Source organism: Leifsonia sp. AG29, assembly GCF_009765225.1.
Classification (GTDB): Bacteria; Actinomycetota; Actinomycetes; order Actinomycetales; family Microbacteriaceae; genus Leifsonia.
This window is the reverse complement of sequence record NZ_VMSF01000001.1, coordinates 2,442,085-2,459,741: the sequence shown is the minus strand read 5'-3', so window position 1 is coordinate 2,459,741 and position 17,657 is coordinate 2,442,085. Positions and strand designations below refer to the sequence as shown.

The 17,657-nt window shown below is 70.9% G+C and carries 15 protein-coding genes; 11 read left to right on the top strand and 4 right to left on the bottom strand.

Going from position 1 to position 17,657, the window contains the following annotated elements; genetic code table 11:
* Positions 1–27 precede the first annotated feature (27 nt).
* The 4 genes from purN to ddaH all read left to right on the top strand — a co-directional run bounded on the left by purN (position 28) and on the right by ddaH (position 4,612).
* Positions 28–621 carry a phosphoribosylglycinamide formyltransferase gene (gene purN / locus FPT20_RS11845; RefSeq protein WP_158865520.1) on the top strand — a complete coding sequence of 198 codons (594 nt, stop codon included), beginning with the start codon at positions 28–30 and terminating at the stop codon, positions 619–621.
* On the top strand, positions 618–2,198 hold the full coding sequence (gene purH, locus FPT20_RS11840) for a bifunctional phosphoribosylaminoimidazolecarboxamide formyltransferase/IMP cyclohydrolase (protein ID WP_158865518.1): 1,581 nt from the start codon (positions 618–620) through the stop codon (positions 2,196–2,198). Before purN ends, purH begins: the two co-directional genes overlap by 4 nt.
* Positions 2,199–2,295: 97 nt before the next feature.
* Positions 2,296–3,351, top strand: a complete 1,056-nt coding sequence (locus FPT20_RS11835) for a Glu/Leu/Phe/Val dehydrogenase family protein (RefSeq protein WP_158865516.1) — start codon at positions 2,296–2,298, stop codon at positions 3,349–3,351.
* Positions 3,352–3,376: 25 nt separating this feature from the next.
* Positions 3,377–4,612, top strand: coding sequence for a dimethylargininase (gene ddaH / locus FPT20_RS18165; protein ID WP_158865514.1), 1,236 nt, complete (start codon positions 3,377–3,379; stop codon positions 4,610–4,612).
* 15 nt (positions 4,613–4,627) lie between these two features.
* On the opposite strand, the gene FPT20_RS11825 is transcribed toward ddaH, so the two are convergent.
* Positions 4,628–5,983, bottom strand: coding sequence for an LCP family protein (locus FPT20_RS11825; RefSeq protein WP_233265494.1), 1,356 nt, complete (start codon positions 5,981–5,983; stop codon positions 4,628–4,630).
* A 447-nt stretch (positions 5,984–6,430) separates the two neighbouring features.
* Here FPT20_RS11825 and FPT20_RS11820 point away from each other — a divergent pair, with 447 nt between their 5' ends.
* The 5 genes from FPT20_RS11820 (at position 6,431) to FPT20_RS11800 (ending at position 13,278) form a co-directional block, all read left to right on the top strand.
* The gene (locus tag FPT20_RS11820) at positions 6,431–8,275 is read left to right on the top strand and encodes an ABC transporter ATP-binding protein (RefSeq protein ID WP_158865510.1); all 1,845 of its coding nucleotides are present in this window, start codon (positions 6,431–6,433) and stop codon (positions 8,273–8,275) included.
* Positions 8,272–10,086, top strand: coding sequence for an ABC transporter ATP-binding protein (locus FPT20_RS11815; protein WP_158865508.1), 1,815 nt, complete (start codon positions 8,272–8,274; stop codon positions 10,084–10,086). The genes FPT20_RS11820 and FPT20_RS11815 overlap by 4 nt, the downstream gene beginning before the upstream one ends.
* A 275-nt stretch (positions 10,087–10,361) precedes the next feature.
* A complete protein-coding gene (locus FPT20_RS11810; protein WP_158865506.1) occupies positions 10,362–10,709 on the top strand; it encodes a response regulator in 348 nt (115 codons plus the stop codon).
* Between the two features lie 48 nt (positions 10,710–10,757).
* Positions 10,758–11,441, top strand: coding sequence for a LuxR C-terminal-related transcriptional regulator (locus FPT20_RS11805; RefSeq protein WP_158865504.1), 684 nt, complete (start codon positions 10,758–10,760; stop codon positions 11,439–11,441).
* 1 nt (position 11,442) lies between these two features.
* Positions 11,443–13,278, top strand: a complete 1,836-nt coding sequence (locus tag FPT20_RS11800) for a sensor histidine kinase (RefSeq protein WP_158865502.1) — start codon at positions 11,443–11,445, stop codon at positions 13,276–13,278.
* A 6-nt stretch (positions 13,279–13,284) separates the two neighbouring features.
* On the opposite strand, the gene FPT20_RS11795 is transcribed toward FPT20_RS11800, so the two are convergent.
* From FPT20_RS11795 to FPT20_RS11785, 3 genes are all read right to left on the bottom strand, one after another.
* Positions 13,285–13,710 carry a hypothetical protein gene (locus FPT20_RS11795; protein ID WP_158865500.1) on the bottom strand — a complete coding sequence of 142 codons (426 nt, stop codon included), beginning with the start codon at positions 13,708–13,710 and terminating at the stop codon, positions 13,285–13,287.
* Positions 13,711–13,819: 109 nt separating this feature from the next.
* Positions 13,820–14,161 (bottom strand): MGMT family protein, encoded by a 342-nt coding sequence (locus FPT20_RS11790; protein ID WP_199245752.1) that lies wholly within the window; start codon positions 14,159–14,161, stop codon positions 13,820–13,822.
* Positions 14,145–14,597 carry a GNAT family N-acetyltransferase gene (locus FPT20_RS11785; RefSeq protein ID WP_158865496.1) on the bottom strand — a complete coding sequence of 151 codons (453 nt, stop codon included), beginning with the start codon at positions 14,595–14,597 and terminating at the stop codon, positions 14,145–14,147. Before FPT20_RS11785 ends, FPT20_RS11790 begins: the two co-directional genes overlap by 17 nt.
* A gap of 147 nt (positions 14,598–14,744) precedes the next feature.
* Between FPT20_RS11785 and FPT20_RS11780 the strand changes: the two genes are divergently transcribed.
* Positions 14,745–15,959 carry an NADP-dependent isocitrate dehydrogenase gene (locus FPT20_RS11780; RefSeq protein ID WP_158865494.1) on the top strand — a complete coding sequence of 405 codons (1,215 nt, stop codon included), beginning with the start codon at positions 14,745–14,747 and terminating at the stop codon, positions 15,957–15,959.
* Between the two features lie 398 nt (positions 15,960–16,357).
* On the top strand, positions 16,358–17,638 hold the full coding sequence (locus FPT20_RS11775; protein WP_158865492.1) for an ROK family transcriptional regulator: 1,281 nt from the start codon (positions 16,358–16,360) through the stop codon (positions 17,636–17,638).
* Positions 17,639–17,657: the final 19 nt, after the last annotated feature.

Genomic DNA, 17,657 nt, shown 5'->3' with positions numbered 1-17,657 from the left:
GCGCGCCCTCCCCGCTAGGCTTGACGGGTGCTCTCGATCGTGGTCCTGATCTCCGGTGGCGGTTCCAACCTGCGCGCGTTGCTGGAGGCCTCGGAGGACGCGGAGTTCCCCGCCCGCGTGGTGGCGGTCGGTGCGGACCGCGAAGCCGACGGCCTCGAGCACGCCGAGGAGTACGGGGTCCCGACCTTCACGGTGCCCTTCACCTCGTATCCGAGCCGGGAGGAGTGGGGCGACGCCCTGCTGGAGGAGATCCTCCGCTGGGAACCGGACCTGGTGATCCTCTCGGGCCTCATGCGCCTCGTGCCGCCGCGGGTCGTCGAGACGCTGTCCCCGGCCCTCATCAACACACACCCCGCCTACCTGCCCGAGTTCCCCGGCGCGCACGCCGTCCGCGACGCACTGGCGGCGGGCGTCACCCAGACCGGGGCGAGTCTCATCGTGGTCGACAACGGCGTCGACGCCGGACCGATCATCAGCCAGGAGCGCGTCCCGGTGCTGCCCGGCGACACCGAGACAGCGCTGCACGAGCGCATCAAGCCCGTCGAGCGGCGCCTGCTGATCCAGGCCGTCCTCGACATCGCCAACGGACACATCGACCTCGAGGAGCTTGCCCGAGCATGAGCGGACCACGTCACGACCCCAGCCTGTACCGCGAGCGGGACGTCGTCCCGATCCGCCGGGCGCTGATCTCGGTCAGCGACAAGACCGGACTGCTCGACCTGGCGAAGGCGCTCGCCGAGGCGGGCGTCGAGATCGTCTCCACCGGCTCGACGGCCTCCACCATCCGCGACGCGGGCTACGCCGTGACCGATGTGGCGAGCGTCACGGGCTTCCCGGAGTCGCTCGACGGGCGCGTCAAGACGCTTCACCCGGCGATCCACTCGGGCCTCCTCGCCGACCTGCGACTGGCGGATCACGAGCAGCAGCTGAAGGATCTCGGCATCGAGCCGTTCGAGCTCGTCGTCGTGAACCTGTACCCGTTCGTCGAGACGGTCGCCTCGGGCGCGGTCGGCGACGACGTCGTCGAGCAGATCGACATCGGCGGACCGGCGATGGTCCGCGCCTCCGCCAAGAACCATGCGAACGTCGCCATCGTCGTCTCGCCGTCGGACTACCCGCGCATCGCCGAGGCGATCGCCGCGGGAGGCACCACCTTCGACCAGCGCCGCGAGCTCGCGTCCCGGGCGTTCGCGCACACGGCCGCCTACGACGGCGCCGTCGCGGCGTGGTTCGCCGGTGAAGCCCCCTCCACGGACGCCTTCCCCGAGCGCTTCCGGGTGGAGGCGGAGCTCGCCCACACGCTGCGCTACGGCGAGAACTCGCATCAGGCGGCGGCGCTGTACGCCGACCCGCGCGGCCGCGGGATCGCACAGGCGACCCTCCTCGGCGGCAAGGAGATGTCCTACAACAACTACGTCGACGCGGACGCGGCGCTGCGCGCCGCCTACGACTTCGCCGAGCCCGCCGTCGCGATCATCAAGCACGCCAACCCGTGCGGGATCGCCGTCTCCGACGACATCGCCGACGCGCACCGGAAGGCGCACGAGTGCGACCCGGTGTCGGCGTACGGCGGGGTGATCGCGGCGAACCGGACGGTGACCCGGGCGATGGCCGAGACGGTGAAGGGCATCTTCACCGAGGTGCTCGTCGCACCGGGCTTCGAGCCGGAGGCGCTCGAGCTCCTCCAGACCAAGAAGAACCTCCGGATCCTGCAGCTGCCCGAGGGCTACACCCGGTCCGCGTCCGAGTTCCGGCAGCTGTCCGGGGGCGTGCTCGTGCAGGACTCGGACCGCTTCGACGACTTCGACTCCTCCACGTGGAGGCTCGTCTCCGGCGAGGAGGCCGATGCCGCCACCCGCGCCGATCTCGAGTTCGCCTGGAAGGCCTGCCGCTCCGTGAAGTCGAACGCGATCCTGCTCGCGAACGACGGCGCCTCGGTCGGTGTCGGCATGGGGCAGGTCAATCGGGTGGACTCGTGCAACCTGGCGGTGACCCGCGCGGGCGAGCGCGCCGCGGGGTCGGTGGCCGCCTCTGACGCGTTCTTCCCGTTCGCGGACGGCCCGGAGATCCTCATCGGGGCGGGTGTTCGCGCCATCGTGCAGCCGGGCGGCTCCATCCGCGACGAGGACGTCATCGCCGCAGCGCAGGCCGCCGGCGTGACGATGTACTTCACCGGGGAGCGGCACTTCTTCCACTGAGCCGCGCGCCGATTGCGGCTCCCCGCCGGGAGCGGGAGAATGGACGGCGGTCCACAAGACCCTTTCGATTCACCCGCGATCCCACGAGGAGACACCGATGTCCGTCCTGCCCAGCGAACTTCCGCACGAAACACTGCACGTCGTGAAGGGGAGGCGGAGCGGCTTCACGATCAGCATCGCGGTCCACTCCACGGTCCTCGGCCCCGCCCTCGGCGGCTGCCGGGTCTGGACGTACGACTCCTGGCAGGAGGCGGTCGCCGACTCGCTGCGCCTCGCCGAGGGGATGACCCTCAAGAACGCTGCGGCGGGGGTCGCCCGCGGCGGCGGCAAGACGGTCGTCTACGTGCCCCGCGGGCACGAGCTGACGGCGACCGAGCGCTACGAGATCATGCTCGACCTCGGCGACGCCGTCGAGAGCCTCGGAGGCGCCTACATGACCGCCGAGGACGTCGGCACGAGCGCCGAGGACATGTCCGTCGTCGCCACGCGCACGGCGCACGTCTGCGGCCTTCCGCCGTCGGAGGGAGGCGTCGGCGAGCCGAGCGACGCGACGGCGAACGGCGTCTACGCCGGTCTGCTGTCCACGCTCGAGCGCGCGACGGGGATGCGCTCGGTGTCGGGCCGCCGCGTGACCGTGCTCGGCCTCGGCCACGTGGGCTCGCTCATCGCCATGCGCCTCGCCGCGGAAGGCGCCGTCCTTACCGTCACCGACGTGAATCCCGCCAAGCGAGCGCTGGCCGACACGCTCGGCGCCGCCTGGGTCGAGCCTGCCGAGGCTCACCGCGTCGAGGGCGACCTGTTCGTGCCGGCCGGAGTCGGCGGCGTCCTCACCGGCGAGGTCATCGACGAGCTTCGGGTGAAGGCCGTCGTGGGGCCCGCGAACAACCAGCTCGCCACCCGGGACGGCGCCGCGCGCCTCGCCGCCCGCGGCATCCTGTGGGCGCCCGACTTCGTCGTCAACGCGGGAGGCGTGATCTTCCTGTCGATGATGAACGAGGAGCACCCGTCCGCCGAGGCGACGCGGGAGCGCGTGGAGCGCATCGGGGACACCGTGACGGAGATCTTCGAGGCCGCCGACGAGCGCGGGATCACCGCCCTCGAGGCGGCCGAGGAGCTCGCCCTGGCGCGCCTCCGCGAGCCAGCAAACGCATAGCCGGGCTCCGCTAGGGTTGGTACCCATGACGTCTTCGTGGGGCCGCCGGCTCGTCGCATCCCTGGTCTCCGCCGTCGCGGTCGCCGCCACCGCCTTCTTCGGGTCGGTGGCGGCGATCGTCTTCGTGGTCGGGGTGCTGATCTGGCTGCAGGGCGCATCGCCCCAGGCTCAGATCCTCGCGAACGCCGTGCTGTACCAGCAGTACCCGGCCCTGCTGCTGCTCGTCCTCGCCTTCGTGGCGGGCGCGATCGGCGCCTTCCAGCGTCGCTGGGTCAGCATCGTCGCCGGTGTCGTGGTCGCCGTCCTCAGCGTGATCGGCGGCACGGTGATCCTCTTCGTCACCCAGGGTGCGGGGCTGACGAACTCGGCCTGGCAGAACTCCGCCCTCTTCCTGATCGGCGTCGACCTCGCGTTCTGGCTCATCGCCGCCGTCGCCTTCCCCACCGTGGGGTATGCGCTGGCCGCATCGATCGAGTCCGGCAGTCTGTTCGCCGCCGCCGGTCGCCGCATCGCCCTCGTCCGCATCCCCGCGAAGAACCTCTCCGAGGGGCTCGTCACCCACATCGAGCGCGAGCCGATCGACGCCTCCCTCGCCGACCAGCAGTGGGACGCCTACGTGGCGGCGCTCTCCCAGGCCGGCTGGCAGACGGTCGAGGTCGCCAGCGCGGACGACCTCGCCGATTCCGTGTTCGTCGAGGACACCGCCGTCGTGTTCGGCGACACCGCGGTCATCACCCGTCCGGGCGCCGACTCGCGCCGCCCCGAGACCGCGGGGACGGAGGCGGCCCTCCGGGCGCAGGGCCTGCGCCTCGAGCGCATCGAGGAGCCCGGCACCCTGGACGGCGGCGATGTGCTGAAGGTCGGGTCGACCGTCTACGTCGGCCGCGGCGGTCGGACGAATGCCGAGGGCATCCGCCAGCTGCGCGCCATCGCCGGCGACCTCGGCTACACGGTCGTGGCCGTCCCGATGACGAAGGCGCTCCACCTCAAGACCGCGGTGACGGCCCTCCCCGACGGCACGGTCATCGGCTACGAGCCGCTCGTCGACGACCCGCGGGTGTTCGAGCGCTTCCTGCCGGTCCCGGAAAGGCACGGCACGGCCGTCGTCGTCCTCTCGGACGACACCGTGCTGATGTCGTCGTCGGCGCCTCGGTCGGTCGCCCTGGTGGAGGACCTCGGCTACACCGTCATCCAGGTCGACATCTCGGAGTTCGAGAAGCTCGAGGGCTGCGTCACCTGCCTGTCGATCCGCATCTGCTGACGCGGACCGGTCGCGTCAATTCCCCTTCGTGCAGGTCTGCTCGGCGGCGGTCTGACCGGTGACGGTGCTGGGCAGTGTTGCGGCACCCGGCGTCGGGGTCGGTGTCGGCGTCGGCGTCGGCGTCGAACTCGTCGGAGCGGGGGAGGGAGTGGCGCTCGGTGCGCCCGTCGCGGGCGCTGCGGGTGACGCCGTGGAGCCTGCGTCCGTGCCCGCGGGCGCTCCTGGAGCGAGCTGGGTCGCGACGCCCGTCCGACCCGTCAGGGCGAGCGGCTGGCCGCTCGCCAGCGCCTCCTGGAGCGACCTGACGGCCGAGTCGTCGGGGATGACGCGCGCGGTGTCCGATGGGTCGGTGACCGCGGGGTACTGGAGGAACACGAACTGGTCGAGCGGGATGCTCTTCAGCGCGAGCGCGAGCGACACGAGCGTGGTCGGCGACGCGAGCGTGTCGGAGAACTGGACGTTCTGCGTGGCCGCCCGGGCGAGCGAGTAGAGGGTCAGAGGGTTCGAGAGCACGCCCGCGCTGGTCGTCTTCCGCATCAGCGCCGAGAGGAAGAGCTGCTGGTCGCTGATGCGGCCGAGGTCGCTGCCGTCGCCGACGCCGTGGCGGCTGCGGAGGAAGGCGAGCGCATCCGCTCCCACCAGCGTCTGCTGGCCCGCCGGCAGGTCGAGCCCGACGTACGGGTCCGTCACGGGCGTCGCCAGGCAGACGGGAACGCCGCCGACGGCGTTCGACATGGCGATGACCCCGTCGAACGAGATCTCGGCGGCGAACGGGATGCTCAGCCCGGTCAGTTTCTGGGCGGTGGCGACGACGCAGGAGAGGCCGCCGCGGGCGAGCGTGGTGTTGAACATGTCCGTGGTGGCGGACAGCGTGCCTCCACCCGGGGCGATGCACTCGGGGATCGGCACGACGAGGTCGCGCGGGATGCTGATCACGGCGGCGCTCCGGTGATCCGCGGCCACGTGGAGCACCATCGTGACGTCGTTGTTCCCGGCGCCCGAGCTCCCGGCGAGCTCGTCGGGGGTGTCGAACGAACCGCCCTGGCCGGTTCTGGTGTCCGTCCCGGTGAGCAGGACGTTGATCTCACCGGTCGCGGCCGCGACGTCGGGCACCGGCTGTGCGGCGCCCGACTTGGCGGCGAGCTGAAGGTGGACGGCCGGGCGGATGCTGCGCACGGTGTCGAAGACGGCGAAGGTCCCGACACCGACCGCAGAGACGAGAGCTACGGACACGACGGCCCCGAGGAGACCCGCGATCGCGCCCGCCGGTGAGCGCCGCCGAAGGCGCCCGTGACGCACGGAGCGTCCGCCTCCGGCCTCCTCGTGGAGGCGACGGCGGCGACTGAGCGGCGCGGGCTCGGGTGCGGTCACGCGCTCACAGTAGCAACGCGGGACTCGGACGGGGCCGCAATCGGGACCCCCATTCTGAGAGATCTTCGACGTGCTCATGGCTCGCCCCAGGGTGGCGGACCCCGCGCCGGGGTTGCGCTCGAGGCGAACCTGGCAATATCCTGTAGGGCTGCCTTGTTGCAGCAACGCAGAGGAATCGCTTCGGGGCTGGGAGGACGCAATGACGACGATCGAGAACACACGGACGTGGATCGTGTCCGGGCTCGTCGCCGCCGTCGTGCGGCCCGCCGAACCCGTTCCCGCCTGGTAGGTCCCAGGTCGGCCGCCCGCTGACGGGCGCCGAAGCCACGTTTCCCTCGGGCCGGCCCGGCAGGGTGCCGTCCGCCGTCCCTCCCCGCGACCGCGCGCGTCTCCGCGCCGATGGGTCGCCTCGCATCACGACGCTCTCCACGAGAAATCGGAATCTTCATGTCCTCGGCTGAACTCGGTCAGCAGTCCCAGAAATCCACGACCCCGAAGCGCCCGGGCACGGCGCGCACGCTGTTGCGCATCCTGCCGTTCGCCCGCTCGGCGGCGCCGCGCATCGTCCTCGGCATGGTCGCCGCATTGCTGGCGAGCCTCGTCGCGCTGTCCATCCCGCAGGTGCTGCGCTGGCTCGTCGACGGCCCGCTGTCGACGGGCGACCCGAGCGCGGTGTGGCCGGCGGCCCTGCTCGTCGTGGGCCTGGGGGCCGCGGAGGCGGTCTTCATCTCGCTGCGGCGGTGGTTCGTGCTCACGCCGGGTACCCGCGTCGAGGCGACGATGCGCAACGCGCTCTACGCGAAGCTCCAGGACCTCCCCGTGGCGTTCCACGACCGCTGGCCGAGCGGCCAGCTGCTGTCCCGCGCCGTGAGCGACCTCAGCCTGATCCGGCGATGGCTGTCGTTCGGCATCGTCCTCCTCGTCGTCAACGTGGTGACGATCGTCGTCGGCTTCGCCATCCTGATCGGCTGGAACCCGATCCTGGGCCTCATCTTCCTGGTGCTGTCGATCCCGCTCTGGATCTACGGCTTCGTCTTCGAGAAGAAGTACTCCATCGTCGCCCGGCGCAGCCAGGACCAGGCCGGCGACCTCGCGACCGCCGTCGAGGAGTCGGTGCACGGCATCCGGGTGCTGAAGGCCTTCGGCCGCGGCAAGCACGCCCTCAAGAAGTTCGAGTCGCAGGCGGAGCAGCTGCGCGGGACCGAGATCGAGAAGGCGAAGGCGATCGCGGGGATCTGGCTCTGGCTCCTCCTCGTGCCGGACATCGCCTTCGGCCTGTGCCTGGTCGTCGGCGTCTGGCTGGCGGCCCAGGGGCAGCTCACGGTGGGCGAGCTGGTGGCGTTCTTCGCGACGGCGACCGTGCTGCGGTTCCCGATCGAGTCGATCGGCTTCCTCCTCTCGATGACGTTCGACACCCGGACCGCCGCCGACCGGTTCTTCGACGTCCTGGACGAGGTCAACACGATCACCGACCCGGCCGAGCCGAAGAAGATCCGGGAGCCGAAGGGAGAGCTCGTCTTCGACGACGTGCACTTCCGGTACCAGGACTCCCCGGAGCGGTTCCCGGACCTGCTCGACGGCATCGAGCTCACGGTCCGCCCCGGCGAGACCATGGCGCTCGTCGGCCTCACGGGCAGCGGGAAGTCGACCCTGACGGCCCTCACGACGCGTCTGTACGACGTGACGGGAGGCGCGGTCCGCGTCGACGGCGTCGACGTGCGCGACCTGACCAGGTACGACCTCCGCCGGGCCATCGCGATGGCCTTCGAGGACGCCACCCTGTTCTCGGCGACCGTGCGCGACAACGTGCTGCTCGGGCGGGACGACCTCGACCCGGACTCGGCCGAGGCGGAACGCGTCCTCACCGAGGCCCTCGAGATCGCGCAGGCCGGCTTCGTGTACGAGCTGCCGGAGGGCGTCGAGACCAAGGTCGGCGAGGAGGGGCTCAGCCTCTCCGGCGGTCAGCGGCAGCGCCTGGCGCTGGCCCGAGCGGTCGCCGCGGCGCCGAGCATCCTGGTGCTCGACGACCCCCTGTCGGCGCTCGACGTCGACACGGAGGCGCTCGTCGAGGCCGCGCTCCGGCGCGTGCTCGCAGCGACCACGGCCCTCGTGGTCGCGCACCGCCCCTCCACCGTCATGCTGGCCGATCGTGTCGCCCTCCTCGAGGACGGCCGGATCACCGCGGTGGGCACCCACCACGACCTGCTCGCGACGAGCGAGCACTACCGGTTCGTCATCTCCAGCCTGGAGGACGAGCACAACGAAGAACTCCTTCAGGAGGTGAACCTGTGAGCACGACATCCGTCCTCGGCGTCGAGGGGGAGGAGCGCAACGACCTGAGCGCGGAGGAGAGCCGGCAGATCCGCCGGCGCTCCCTGCGCCTCCTCGGGTCGCTGCTGCGCCCGCTGCGCCTGCGGCTCCTGCTGACGGCGGCGGTCGTCGTCGTCAGCACGGCGGCGCAGGTCGCCGGCCCGGCGATCATCGCGTTCGGCATCGACAACGGCTTGCCGGCCCTGCTCAAGCAGAACTGGTTCCCGCTCGCCGCGGCCGGCGTCGCCTACCTGGTGACTGGCGTCATCGGCGCTGTGCTGATCGCGTGGTACACCGTGCTCAGCGCGCGGATCAGCCAGGCGATCCTGCTCGACCTGCGCAAGCGGGTGTTCCTCCACACCCAGAAGCTGTCGCTCGAGTTCCACGAGTCGTACACGTCGGGCCGCATCATCTCGCGGCAGACGAGCGACCTCGACTCGATCCGCGAGCTGCTCGACTCGGGCATCAACCAGCTCGTGCAGGGCTTCCTGTACATGCTGTTCATCGCGATCGCGCTGTTCTCGATCGACTGGCTGAGCGGCGTGGTCCTCGTCTGCTCGCTGGTGCCGCTGTACCTCCTGACGCGGTGGTTCCAGAAGCGCTCGCAGGTGCTGTTCCGCATCTCGCGGGTGGCGTCGGCCAAGCTGATCGTCCACTTCGTCGAGACGATGACGGGCATCCGCGCGGTGAAGGCGTTCCGCAAGGAGAAGCGCAACGAGAAGGAGTTCGGCGGCCTCGTCGAGGACTACCGCGACGTGAACGCGCGCGTCATCCAGCTGTTCGGGATCTTCGACCCCGGGCTCGTGATGATCGGAAACGTCACGGTCGGCGTCGTGCTGCTCGTCGGCGGGTTCCGCGTGGCCGACGGGCAGCTCGCCATCGGCGTGCTCCTGGCGGCGCTGCTGTACACGCGCCGGTTCTTCGACCCGATGGAGGAGATGGCGATGTTCTACAACTCCTACCAGTCGGCCGCCGCCGCGCTCGAGAAGATCTCGGGAGTCCTGGAGGAGGAGCCGAGCGTTCCCGACCCCGTCCAGCCGCACGACCTCTGGGAGGCGCAGGGCCACGTCCGTTTCGACGGCGTCGCCTTCGCCTACAAGGAGGACCGCGTCATCCTGCCGGAGTTCACGCTCGACATCCCGGCCGGTCAGACGGTCGCGCTGGTCGGATCGACCGGCGCCGGCAAGTCGACGCTGGCCAAGCTCATCTCGAGGTTCTACGACCCGAGCCGGGGCGCCGTGACGCTCGACGGCGTGGACCTTCGCGATCTCCACCCGAAGGATCTCCGGCGAGCGATCGTCATGGTCACCCAGGAGGCGTACCTCTTCAGCGGGTCCGTGGCCGACAACATCGCGCTCGGCAAGCCGGACGCCACCCGGGAGGAGGTCGAGGCGGCCGCCCGCGCGGTGGGCGCGCACGAGTTCATCGCGGGTCTGCCGAACGGGTACGACACCGACGTGAACAAGCGCGGCGGCCGCGTGTCGGCGGGTCAGCGGCAGCTGATCTCGTTCGCTCGGGCCTTCCTCGCCGATCCGGCCGTCCTGATCCTCGACGAGGCGACGAGCTCCCTCGACATCCCGAGCGAGCGGCTCGTCCAGGAGGCGCTGCAGACGCTGCTCGCCGACCGCACCGCCGTGATCATCGCGCACCGCCTGTCGACCGTGGCGATCGCGGATCGCGTGCTCGTCATGGAGCACGGCCGCGTCGTGGAGGATGGCTCGCCCGGCGAGCTGATCGGCGGCACGGGCCGCTTCGCCCAGCTGCATGCCGCCTGGCGCGACTCGCTGGTGTAGCGGCGGATCGGCGGATCGCCGGGGCGCACCGCCGCGGCGGGGCCCCAGGGGCCCTGCGGGAGGAAGCCTTTCTCCCGCAGGGCCCCGGTGGCTGCCCGGCGACCGAGGGGTTGGATCAGCCGCCGGGTTCCCGGTCGCGGCCCACCGATTCGGGTCCGGTGAGCTTCCCTCATATCGTCGCGCTGCGCGTGCTGGCCCGCATCCGGGGGGTCACCGCATTCGGAATGCGTGGTGGCACGGATGCTGCGTCCGCGGGCCCGGGAGAAGATGTCGGCATGTGCCTCCGCGTTGTGATCGTCGACGACCACGTGCGGTTCCGCGAACAGGCCACCCTGCTGCTCGAGCTGGAGCGGTTCTCCGTCGTCGGGGGTGCCGGCTCCGGCCACGACGGGGTCGAGCTCAGCCGCCGACTGTCGCCCGACCTCGTGCTGCTCGATGTGGGCCTTCCGGACGGCAGCGGTTTCGATCTCGTCCCGGCGATGCACGAGACCGGCGCCGCGGTGGTCCTGACCTCGAGCCGGTCCGTGAGCGATTACGGGCAGCGGGTCGCGCAGTCCGGGGCGGAGGGGTTCATCGCGAAGGAGGAGCTCACGGGCGAGGCCATCCTCAGCCTGCTGGCATGAGCCTCCCGGGAGGCTCAAAGGGGGCTCTCTGACTGCTAGGGTAAGCGCGTGCCCGGGGGTTCGAAGGCGGAGGGCCGCCCGCTCCGCGTCGCAGTGGCCGACGACGCGGTGCTGCTGCGTGAGGGAATCGGCCAGATCCTGCGCGCCGGCGGCCTGGAGGTCGTGGCCGCGGTCGGCTCGGCCGAGGACCTGCTCGACGTCGTGGGCGGCGACGGGGCGGTCGACGCGATCGTTCTGGACATCAAGATGCCGCCGACGCACACCGACGAGGGCCTGCGCGCCCTGGAGCGGCTGCGCGCCGACGGCTCGACGGCGGGCATCCTCCTGCTCTCGATGTACACGACGGCCGCATACGCGATCCGCGCGATGAGCGCGGGCAGCGGCACCGGCTACCTCCTGAAGGACCGCGTCGCCGACGCCGACACCCTGGTCAACGCGGTCCGCACGGTGGCCGCGGGCGGCTCGGTCGTCGACCCCGAAGTGGTCCATCTGCTGGTGTCGGCGCGATCGTCCGAGGCGGCGGTGGAGGCGCTCTCCTCGCGCGAGCGCGACGTGCTCCGCCTGATGGCGGAGGGCCGCTCCAACGTCGGTATCGCGAGCGAACTGCACCTCAGCCTCCGCACGGTCGAGTCGCACATCGGCCACATCATGGCGAAGCTCGGCGTCGAGGACTCCGCCGAGGGTCACCGCCGGGTGCTCGCCGTCCTGAGGTTCCTCGGCCGGGACGGCTGAGGTGCGGACCGCGCGAGTGTGGGTCCGCGCGCTGGCGGTGACCGTCGCCCTCGCGTCCAACGTCGTCGCCCAGGCGCTGAGCGCGATCACCGGCGACTACGGCCCCCGTCCCTCCGGCGCCACGTGGGCCGTCGTATTCATCGCGGTCGCCGTCGACTTCTGCGTCTCGGCGATCGTCGCGTGGCGGATCGTGCGCAGCCCGGTTCCCGGCTGGCTCATGGTGGGCGCCGCCTTCTTCTGGTCGGCGGGCGCGTGGTACCCCCTGGTCCGGCAGTGGGGCTGGCTCTGGCCGTGGGTCGAGGGCGTCACGGATCTGTGGGCCGTCCTCGTCGGGATCCTGGTGCTCTGCTACCCGACGGGCCGCCTGGTCGCACGCTTTGACCGCGTCATCGCGCTGACGGTGACCATTGCCTTCATCGTGAGGCTCGCGGGCATCCTGCTCTTCGCGTCGCCGTCCCCGATCGAGTGCGGGTGCGCGGCCAATCCGTACGCGGTCATGCCGAGCGCCGATGCGGACTACTGGCTGGGCATCGCGTGGCGGCTCGTGGGGCTCGGCTCGATGCTCGTGGTCGCCGGCCGGCTGGCGGTGCGATGGGTCACGAGCTCTCTGCCCGCCCGTCGCGTCGCCTTCGTGATGCCGCTCGCGCTCATCCTGTGGTGCTACGGCACCGTGCAGGAATCGGTGAGCTTCGCGGTGGGCTGGAACAGCGGCGAGCTCCAGTTCATCCCTCCGCTGGCGATCGCGCTCGTCCCTCCCGCCTTCGTGGCGGGCGTGCTCTACGCGCGCGGCCTGCGCTCGCGGGTCGCCGACCTCGTGATCGCGGCCCGCGACCGGGTGGATCGGGGACTCTGGGAGTCGAGCCTCGCGCGGACGCTGCACGATCCCTCCCTCCGGGTCTACTGGTGGGACGAGCACCGGCGCGAGTACCGGACGAGCGAGGGCGACCGCGCACCCCACCAGCAGGAGCCGGACCCCGCGGCGCTGCGTCCGGGCCGCTCGACGCTCGCGATCGACTCGGATCAGGGTCCGATCGCCCTGATCGAGCACGACGTCGCGCTCAGTCAGGACGACCGCCTGCTCGACGCCGTGTCGTCCGCGCTGCTCCTCTCCGTCGACAACGACCGGCTCCGGGAGCGCCTCGAGCGGACGATCCAGGAGCTGCGCGAGTCGCGGCTGCGGATCGTCGAGGAGGGCTACCTCGCACGTCGGAGGCTCGAACGCGACCTGCACGACGGGTCACAGCAGCAGCTCGTCTCGCTCGCCATCAGCCTGCGCATCGCGACGGCGAAGGCGGAGGCGCACGGCGACGGCGACCTCGCCCTCGACCTCCAGCGCGCCTCGGACCAGCTCGCCGATGCGCTCCGCGAACTCAGGGAGCTGGCACGCGGCATCCACCCCACGGTGCTGACCGACGGCGACCTGCGGTCCGCGATCGACGAGCTGGCGCTGCGCAGCCGCCTGCCGGTCCAGGTAGCGGTGGAGGTGCCCGAACGCCTCCCCGATGTGGTGGAGGAGACGATCTACTACTGCGTGTCGGAGTGCCTGGCCAACGCCGCCAAGCACGCCCGCGCGCGGAATTGCTCGGTCACGGTGACCCGCGACGGGTCGACAGTGACCGTGACCGTCAAGGATGACGGGCGAGGAGGCGCGGCGATCGAGCCGGGCGGCGGACTCGAGGGACTCCGCGACCGGGTGGAGGCGGTGGACGGCCACGCCGAGGTCCGCTCCGTGGAGGGGCTGGGCACGATCGTCGAGCTGACGATCCCCGTCGCGACCTCCGCTCGCGAGGAGACGGACATCGAGGGCTCGCCGACCGAGGCGCCGGCGGCGGGGTGACGCCCGTCAGCTGGAGGCGGAGCCCTTCGCCGCGTAGACCTGGTCGCCGATGAGGAACGCCGTCCACCCACCCGGGCACTGCACGCCCTGGGCGGGGAAGCCGTCGACCGGCCACCAGCTGTCGGCGAGCGGCGCCTTCGGGACGGGCGCGGGCGCGGTGCAGGTTCCGGTCACGAAGTGCGTCTTCGAGCTGTAGGTGAGGATCGCGGTGCCCGCCTGGGTGTCCCAGTCGACCCGGACGATGGTCGCGTCGTCGGGCACGAACGAGGGGGAGCCGAACGCCTTCTGGTCGGCGGCGCGGAACTCCTTGGCCGTGTCGTAGATGCCCGACTGCACGTGCGGCGTGAAGGCGGAGACCACCGAGCATCCGGACAGGGCCAGAACGATCGATGCGCCCGAGGCGACCAGTCCGGCGGTTCGGATTCGTGACACGGAGGCTCCCGGTGATATGTGATGTGGACGACCTTCATTCAACACCATCGACCTGAGGGCTTCATCGTCCGAGGGGATGATGTCGCGCCGACGCCCCGCGGCGGGTGTCTCAGAGGGAGGGGCGGTGCCGGGCGATCGCCAGGTCGACGCGATACGGCCGGCCCTCGCCTCCCCGGAGCGCCGTGCCCTCAGCCCGGTAGTGCTGGAGGGCGATGTGCTCGTGGTTCTGGGCCGGGCGCCCGTCGGCCCGGACCACTCGCCACCACGGCACGTCGCCCCCGTAGTACGCCATGATCTGGCCCACCATGCGCGCTGCGCGGGAACCGAGGGCGGCGGCCACGTCCCCGTAGGTCATGACCCGGCCCGAGGGGATCGAGTCCACGACGTCGAGCACGCGCTCGACGAACGTGTCAGGATCGCGGCCCGGCGCCTCCTCAGAGGTCGAGGGCACCAATCGTCTCGCCGTACTGCGTCTCGCCGATCGGCTTGAAGCCGGTGCGGAGGAAGAACTGCTCCGGGCCGAGCTCGCCGGACTCCCAGATGACGTGCAGTCGCTTGTGCCCCCGAGCACGCGCCTCGTCGGCGAGGGCCCGGACCGCGAACGTGCCGATGCCGCGGCCCTGGTCGTCGGCGTCGACGTTGATGCGCCAGAGGATCGCCTTGAACTCCTCCTGGTGGGCGTGGGGGTCGAAGTCGCCCATGATGAACCCGACGACCTCATCGCCGTCGAGGACGACGCGCTGCCACGACGTGTTCGGGTCCGCGACGGCGGCCGCGGCCGAGTAGGACACGGGAGCGATGAACTGCTCCTGTCCGGGCTTCAACGTGAGCGCGTTCGCCGCCACCACGGTCTTCGCGCTCAGCTCTTCCAGTCTCAACTCAGCCATGACGAAAGGGTAACGTGCGCGGGTGACCGCGGCATAGTCGCGGCCAGCCGAGCATCCGCCGGGAGAAACTGTCTCGATGTCAAGATAGTTGTCCCTCTCCGGTAAGCTGTCGACGGCTCAAAAAGGCAGACCCCCCCAGGAGAACCAGTGGACAAGATCAAGGTTGACGGAACGGTCGTCGAACTCGACGGCGACGAGATGACGCGCATCATCTGGAAGGCGATCAAAGACTCCCTCATCCACCCGTACCTCGACGTGAACCTCGAGTACTACGACCTCGGCATCCAGAAGCGCGACGAGACCGACGACCAGATCACCATCGACGCGGCCCACGCGATCCAGAAGCACGGTGTCGGCGTCAAGTGCGCCACGATCACGCCGGACGAGGCCCGCGTCGAGGAGTTCGGCCTCAAGAAGATGTGGAAGAGCCCGAACGGCACGATCCGCAACATCCTCGGCGGTGTCGTCTTCCGCGAGCCGATCATCATCTCCAACATCCCGCGGCTCGTGCCCGGCTGGAACAAGCCGATCGTCATCGGCCGTCACGCCTTCGGCGACCAGTACCGCGCGACCGACTTCACCTTCGACGGCCCGGGCACGCTGACCATCAGCTTCCAGCCGAACGACGGCGGGGAGGCGCAGAGCTTCGAGGTCTACCAGGCCCCGGGCGCCGGCGTCGCGCTCGCCATGTACAACCAGGATGCGTCCATCCGCGACTTCGCGCGAGCCTCCTTCAACTACGGTCTCGACCGCAACTACCCGGTGTACCTCTCCACCAAGAACACGATCCTCAAGGCGTACGACGGTCGCTTCAAGGACCTGTTCCAGGAGGTGTTCGACACCGAGTACAAGGAGAAGTTCGACGCCGCCGGCCTCACCTACGAGCACCGCCTCATCGACGACATGGTCGCCTCCAGCCTCAAGTGGGAGGGCGGCTACGTCTGGGCCTGCAAGAACTACGACGGCGACGTGCAGTCCGACACGGTGGCGCAGGGCTTCGGCTCGCTCGGTCTGATGACCTCCGTGCTCACCACGCCCGACGGCTCGGTCGTCGAGGCGGAGGCCGCGCACGGCACCGTCACGCGGCACTACCGTCAGTACCAGCAGGGGAAGCCCACCTCCACCAACCCGATCGCCTCGATCTTCGCGTGGACCCGCGGTCTCGCCCACCGCGGCAAGCTCGACGGCAACCAGGACCTCATCGACTTCACCCACACCCTCGAGGACGTCGTGGTGAAGACGGTCGAGGAGGGCAAGATGACGAAGGACCTCGCCCTCCTCGTCGGCCCGGAGCAGAAGTTCCTGACCACCGAGGAGTTCCTCGACGCGATCAGCGAGAACCTCAAGGCGCGTCTCGGCTGAGACGCCTCGACGACGGGCCCGGCGGAGCGATCCGCCGGGCCCGTCGTGTTTGCGGGGTCGCGTTATCAGGGGAGGGGGTTTGGGGCTGCGACTGGCGTGTCGGCGGCGAACGGAGGATCGGCGCGGCCGGGCGCGTGTGTCCCCCTCCGTTGCTGCAAGCGGGTGGCCCAGCGGGTGCGGTTGAGCTGCGGGGCCCGGTTCCGCCGGGTGATGCGAGGCGGTGAGGGAGGCAGTAGGAGGCGGTAATGGAGGATCGGGGCCAGGTCGCGCGCGGGGTTCTCCTCCCGGGATTGCGGCTGTCGGCGTGCCGGCGTGATCTTCCTCCCCTAGCCACGGGCGCAGAAACGACGACCACATGATGCTTGCATTTTGATTGTTCGTAAGCTTTACTAACAAACATGACCACCACGGAGGTGCCCGGAGGCGCGACGACGCCGGCTCAGCGACAGGCTGCCGACACCGGCCCCGCGGTGGGGGTCGTCGCCCCCGGGCGCAACGGCGCTCCCGCGGCCCGCGGTGCCGCCACGGGTGCCCACGCCGTCCCGGCGTTCGCCCCCGGCCGCGCGCTCCGTCCGAGCGCCAAGGTCCTCCCCGAGCACGCGCGCAGCCACAACCGGTCGCTCGTGCTGCAGACGCTCTACCGGTCGGGGGAGCGCAGCCGGGCCGACCTCGCCCGCGAGACCGGCCTGACCCGCGTCACCGTCTCCGACCTCGTCGCCGAGCTCCTCGCCGAGGGCCTCGTCGTCGAGCTCGGCCAGCGGGAGGCGCCCCGCCCGGGCAAGCCCGCGGTGCTGCTCGACATCAACCGCGGCGCGTACCGGATCGTCGGCGTCGACCTGAGCGGCCACGACCGGTTCCGCGGCGCGGTCATGGACCTCGATGGCGAGATCCTCACCTCCAGCGAGGTCATGCTCGACGACGCCACCGGCGAGGAGGCACTGGCGAAGGTCGAGCGCCTGGTCGCTGGCCTCGTGGCCGCGTCCACCGCTCCGGTGCTCGGCATCGGCGTCGGCTCCCCGGGTGTCGTCGACCTGGCGGGGACCGTGCTCACCGCTCCCAACCTCGGCTGGGTGGGGCTGCCCCTCCAGTCGTTCCTCGCCGAGCGGACCGGCCTTCCGGTCGTCGTGGCCAACGACGCCAACGCGGCCGTCCTCGCCGAGTACGGCTACGGCGGAGCGACCGGCGACATGATGCTGATCCGCGTCGGGCACGGCATCGGCGCCGGGCTCATCGTGGCCGGCGCCCTCGTCTACGGCAGCCACTTCGCGGCGGGCGAGATCGGGCAGGTCATGGTCGGCACCGACCTCGGCCTCGAGGCGACGTACAGCCGCGATCAGGTGCTCGAGCACTGGCTCAGCGTGCCGCAGCTGCAGCGCGGGATCGCCGAGGCGGAGGAGGCCGGCGCCGACCCCACCCCCGTCCTGCGCGAGGCCGGGCAGCGGCTCGGCATCGCGCTCGCGCCGGTCGTCGGCGCCCTCAACCTGTCGGAGATCGTCCTCAGCGGCCCGACCGATCTGCTCGACGGTCCGCTCGCCGAGGCGACCGTCCACACGCTCCGGAACCGGACGATGGCGGAGAACCACGCCGACCTCGCCGTCCGGATGACCGCGCAGGGGCAGGACATCGTCCTGCGCGGCGCGGCCGTACTCGTCCTGTCCGGACAACTCGGGGTCTCGTAGCACAGCATCGCCGAATCCG

Coding starts and splice junctions, on each gene's coding strand:
- FPT20_RS11810 (WP_158865506.1), top strand. CDS start 10,362: ATGTGCCTCCGCGTTGTGATCGTCGACGACCACGTGCGGTTCCGCGAA.
- FPT20_RS11785 (WP_158865496.1), bottom strand. CDS start 14,597: ATGGCTGAGTTGAGACTGGAAGAGCTGAGCGCGAAGACCGTGGTGGCG.
- purH (WP_158865518.1), top strand. CDS start 618: ATGAGCGGACCACGTCACGACCCCAGCCTGTACCGCGAGCGGGACGTC.
- ddaH (WP_158865514.1), top strand. CDS start 3,377: ATGACGTCTTCGTGGGGCCGCCGGCTCGTCGCATCCCTGGTCTCCGCC.
- FPT20_RS11820 (WP_158865510.1), top strand. CDS start 6,431: ATGTCCTCGGCTGAACTCGGTCAGCAGTCCCAGAAATCCACGACCCCG.
- FPT20_RS11835 (WP_158865516.1), top strand. CDS start 2,296: ATGTCCGTCCTGCCCAGCGAACTTCCGCACGAAACACTGCACGTCGTG.
- FPT20_RS11775 (WP_158865492.1), top strand. CDS start 16,358: ATGACCACCACGGAGGTGCCCGGAGGCGCGACGACGCCGGCTCAGCGA.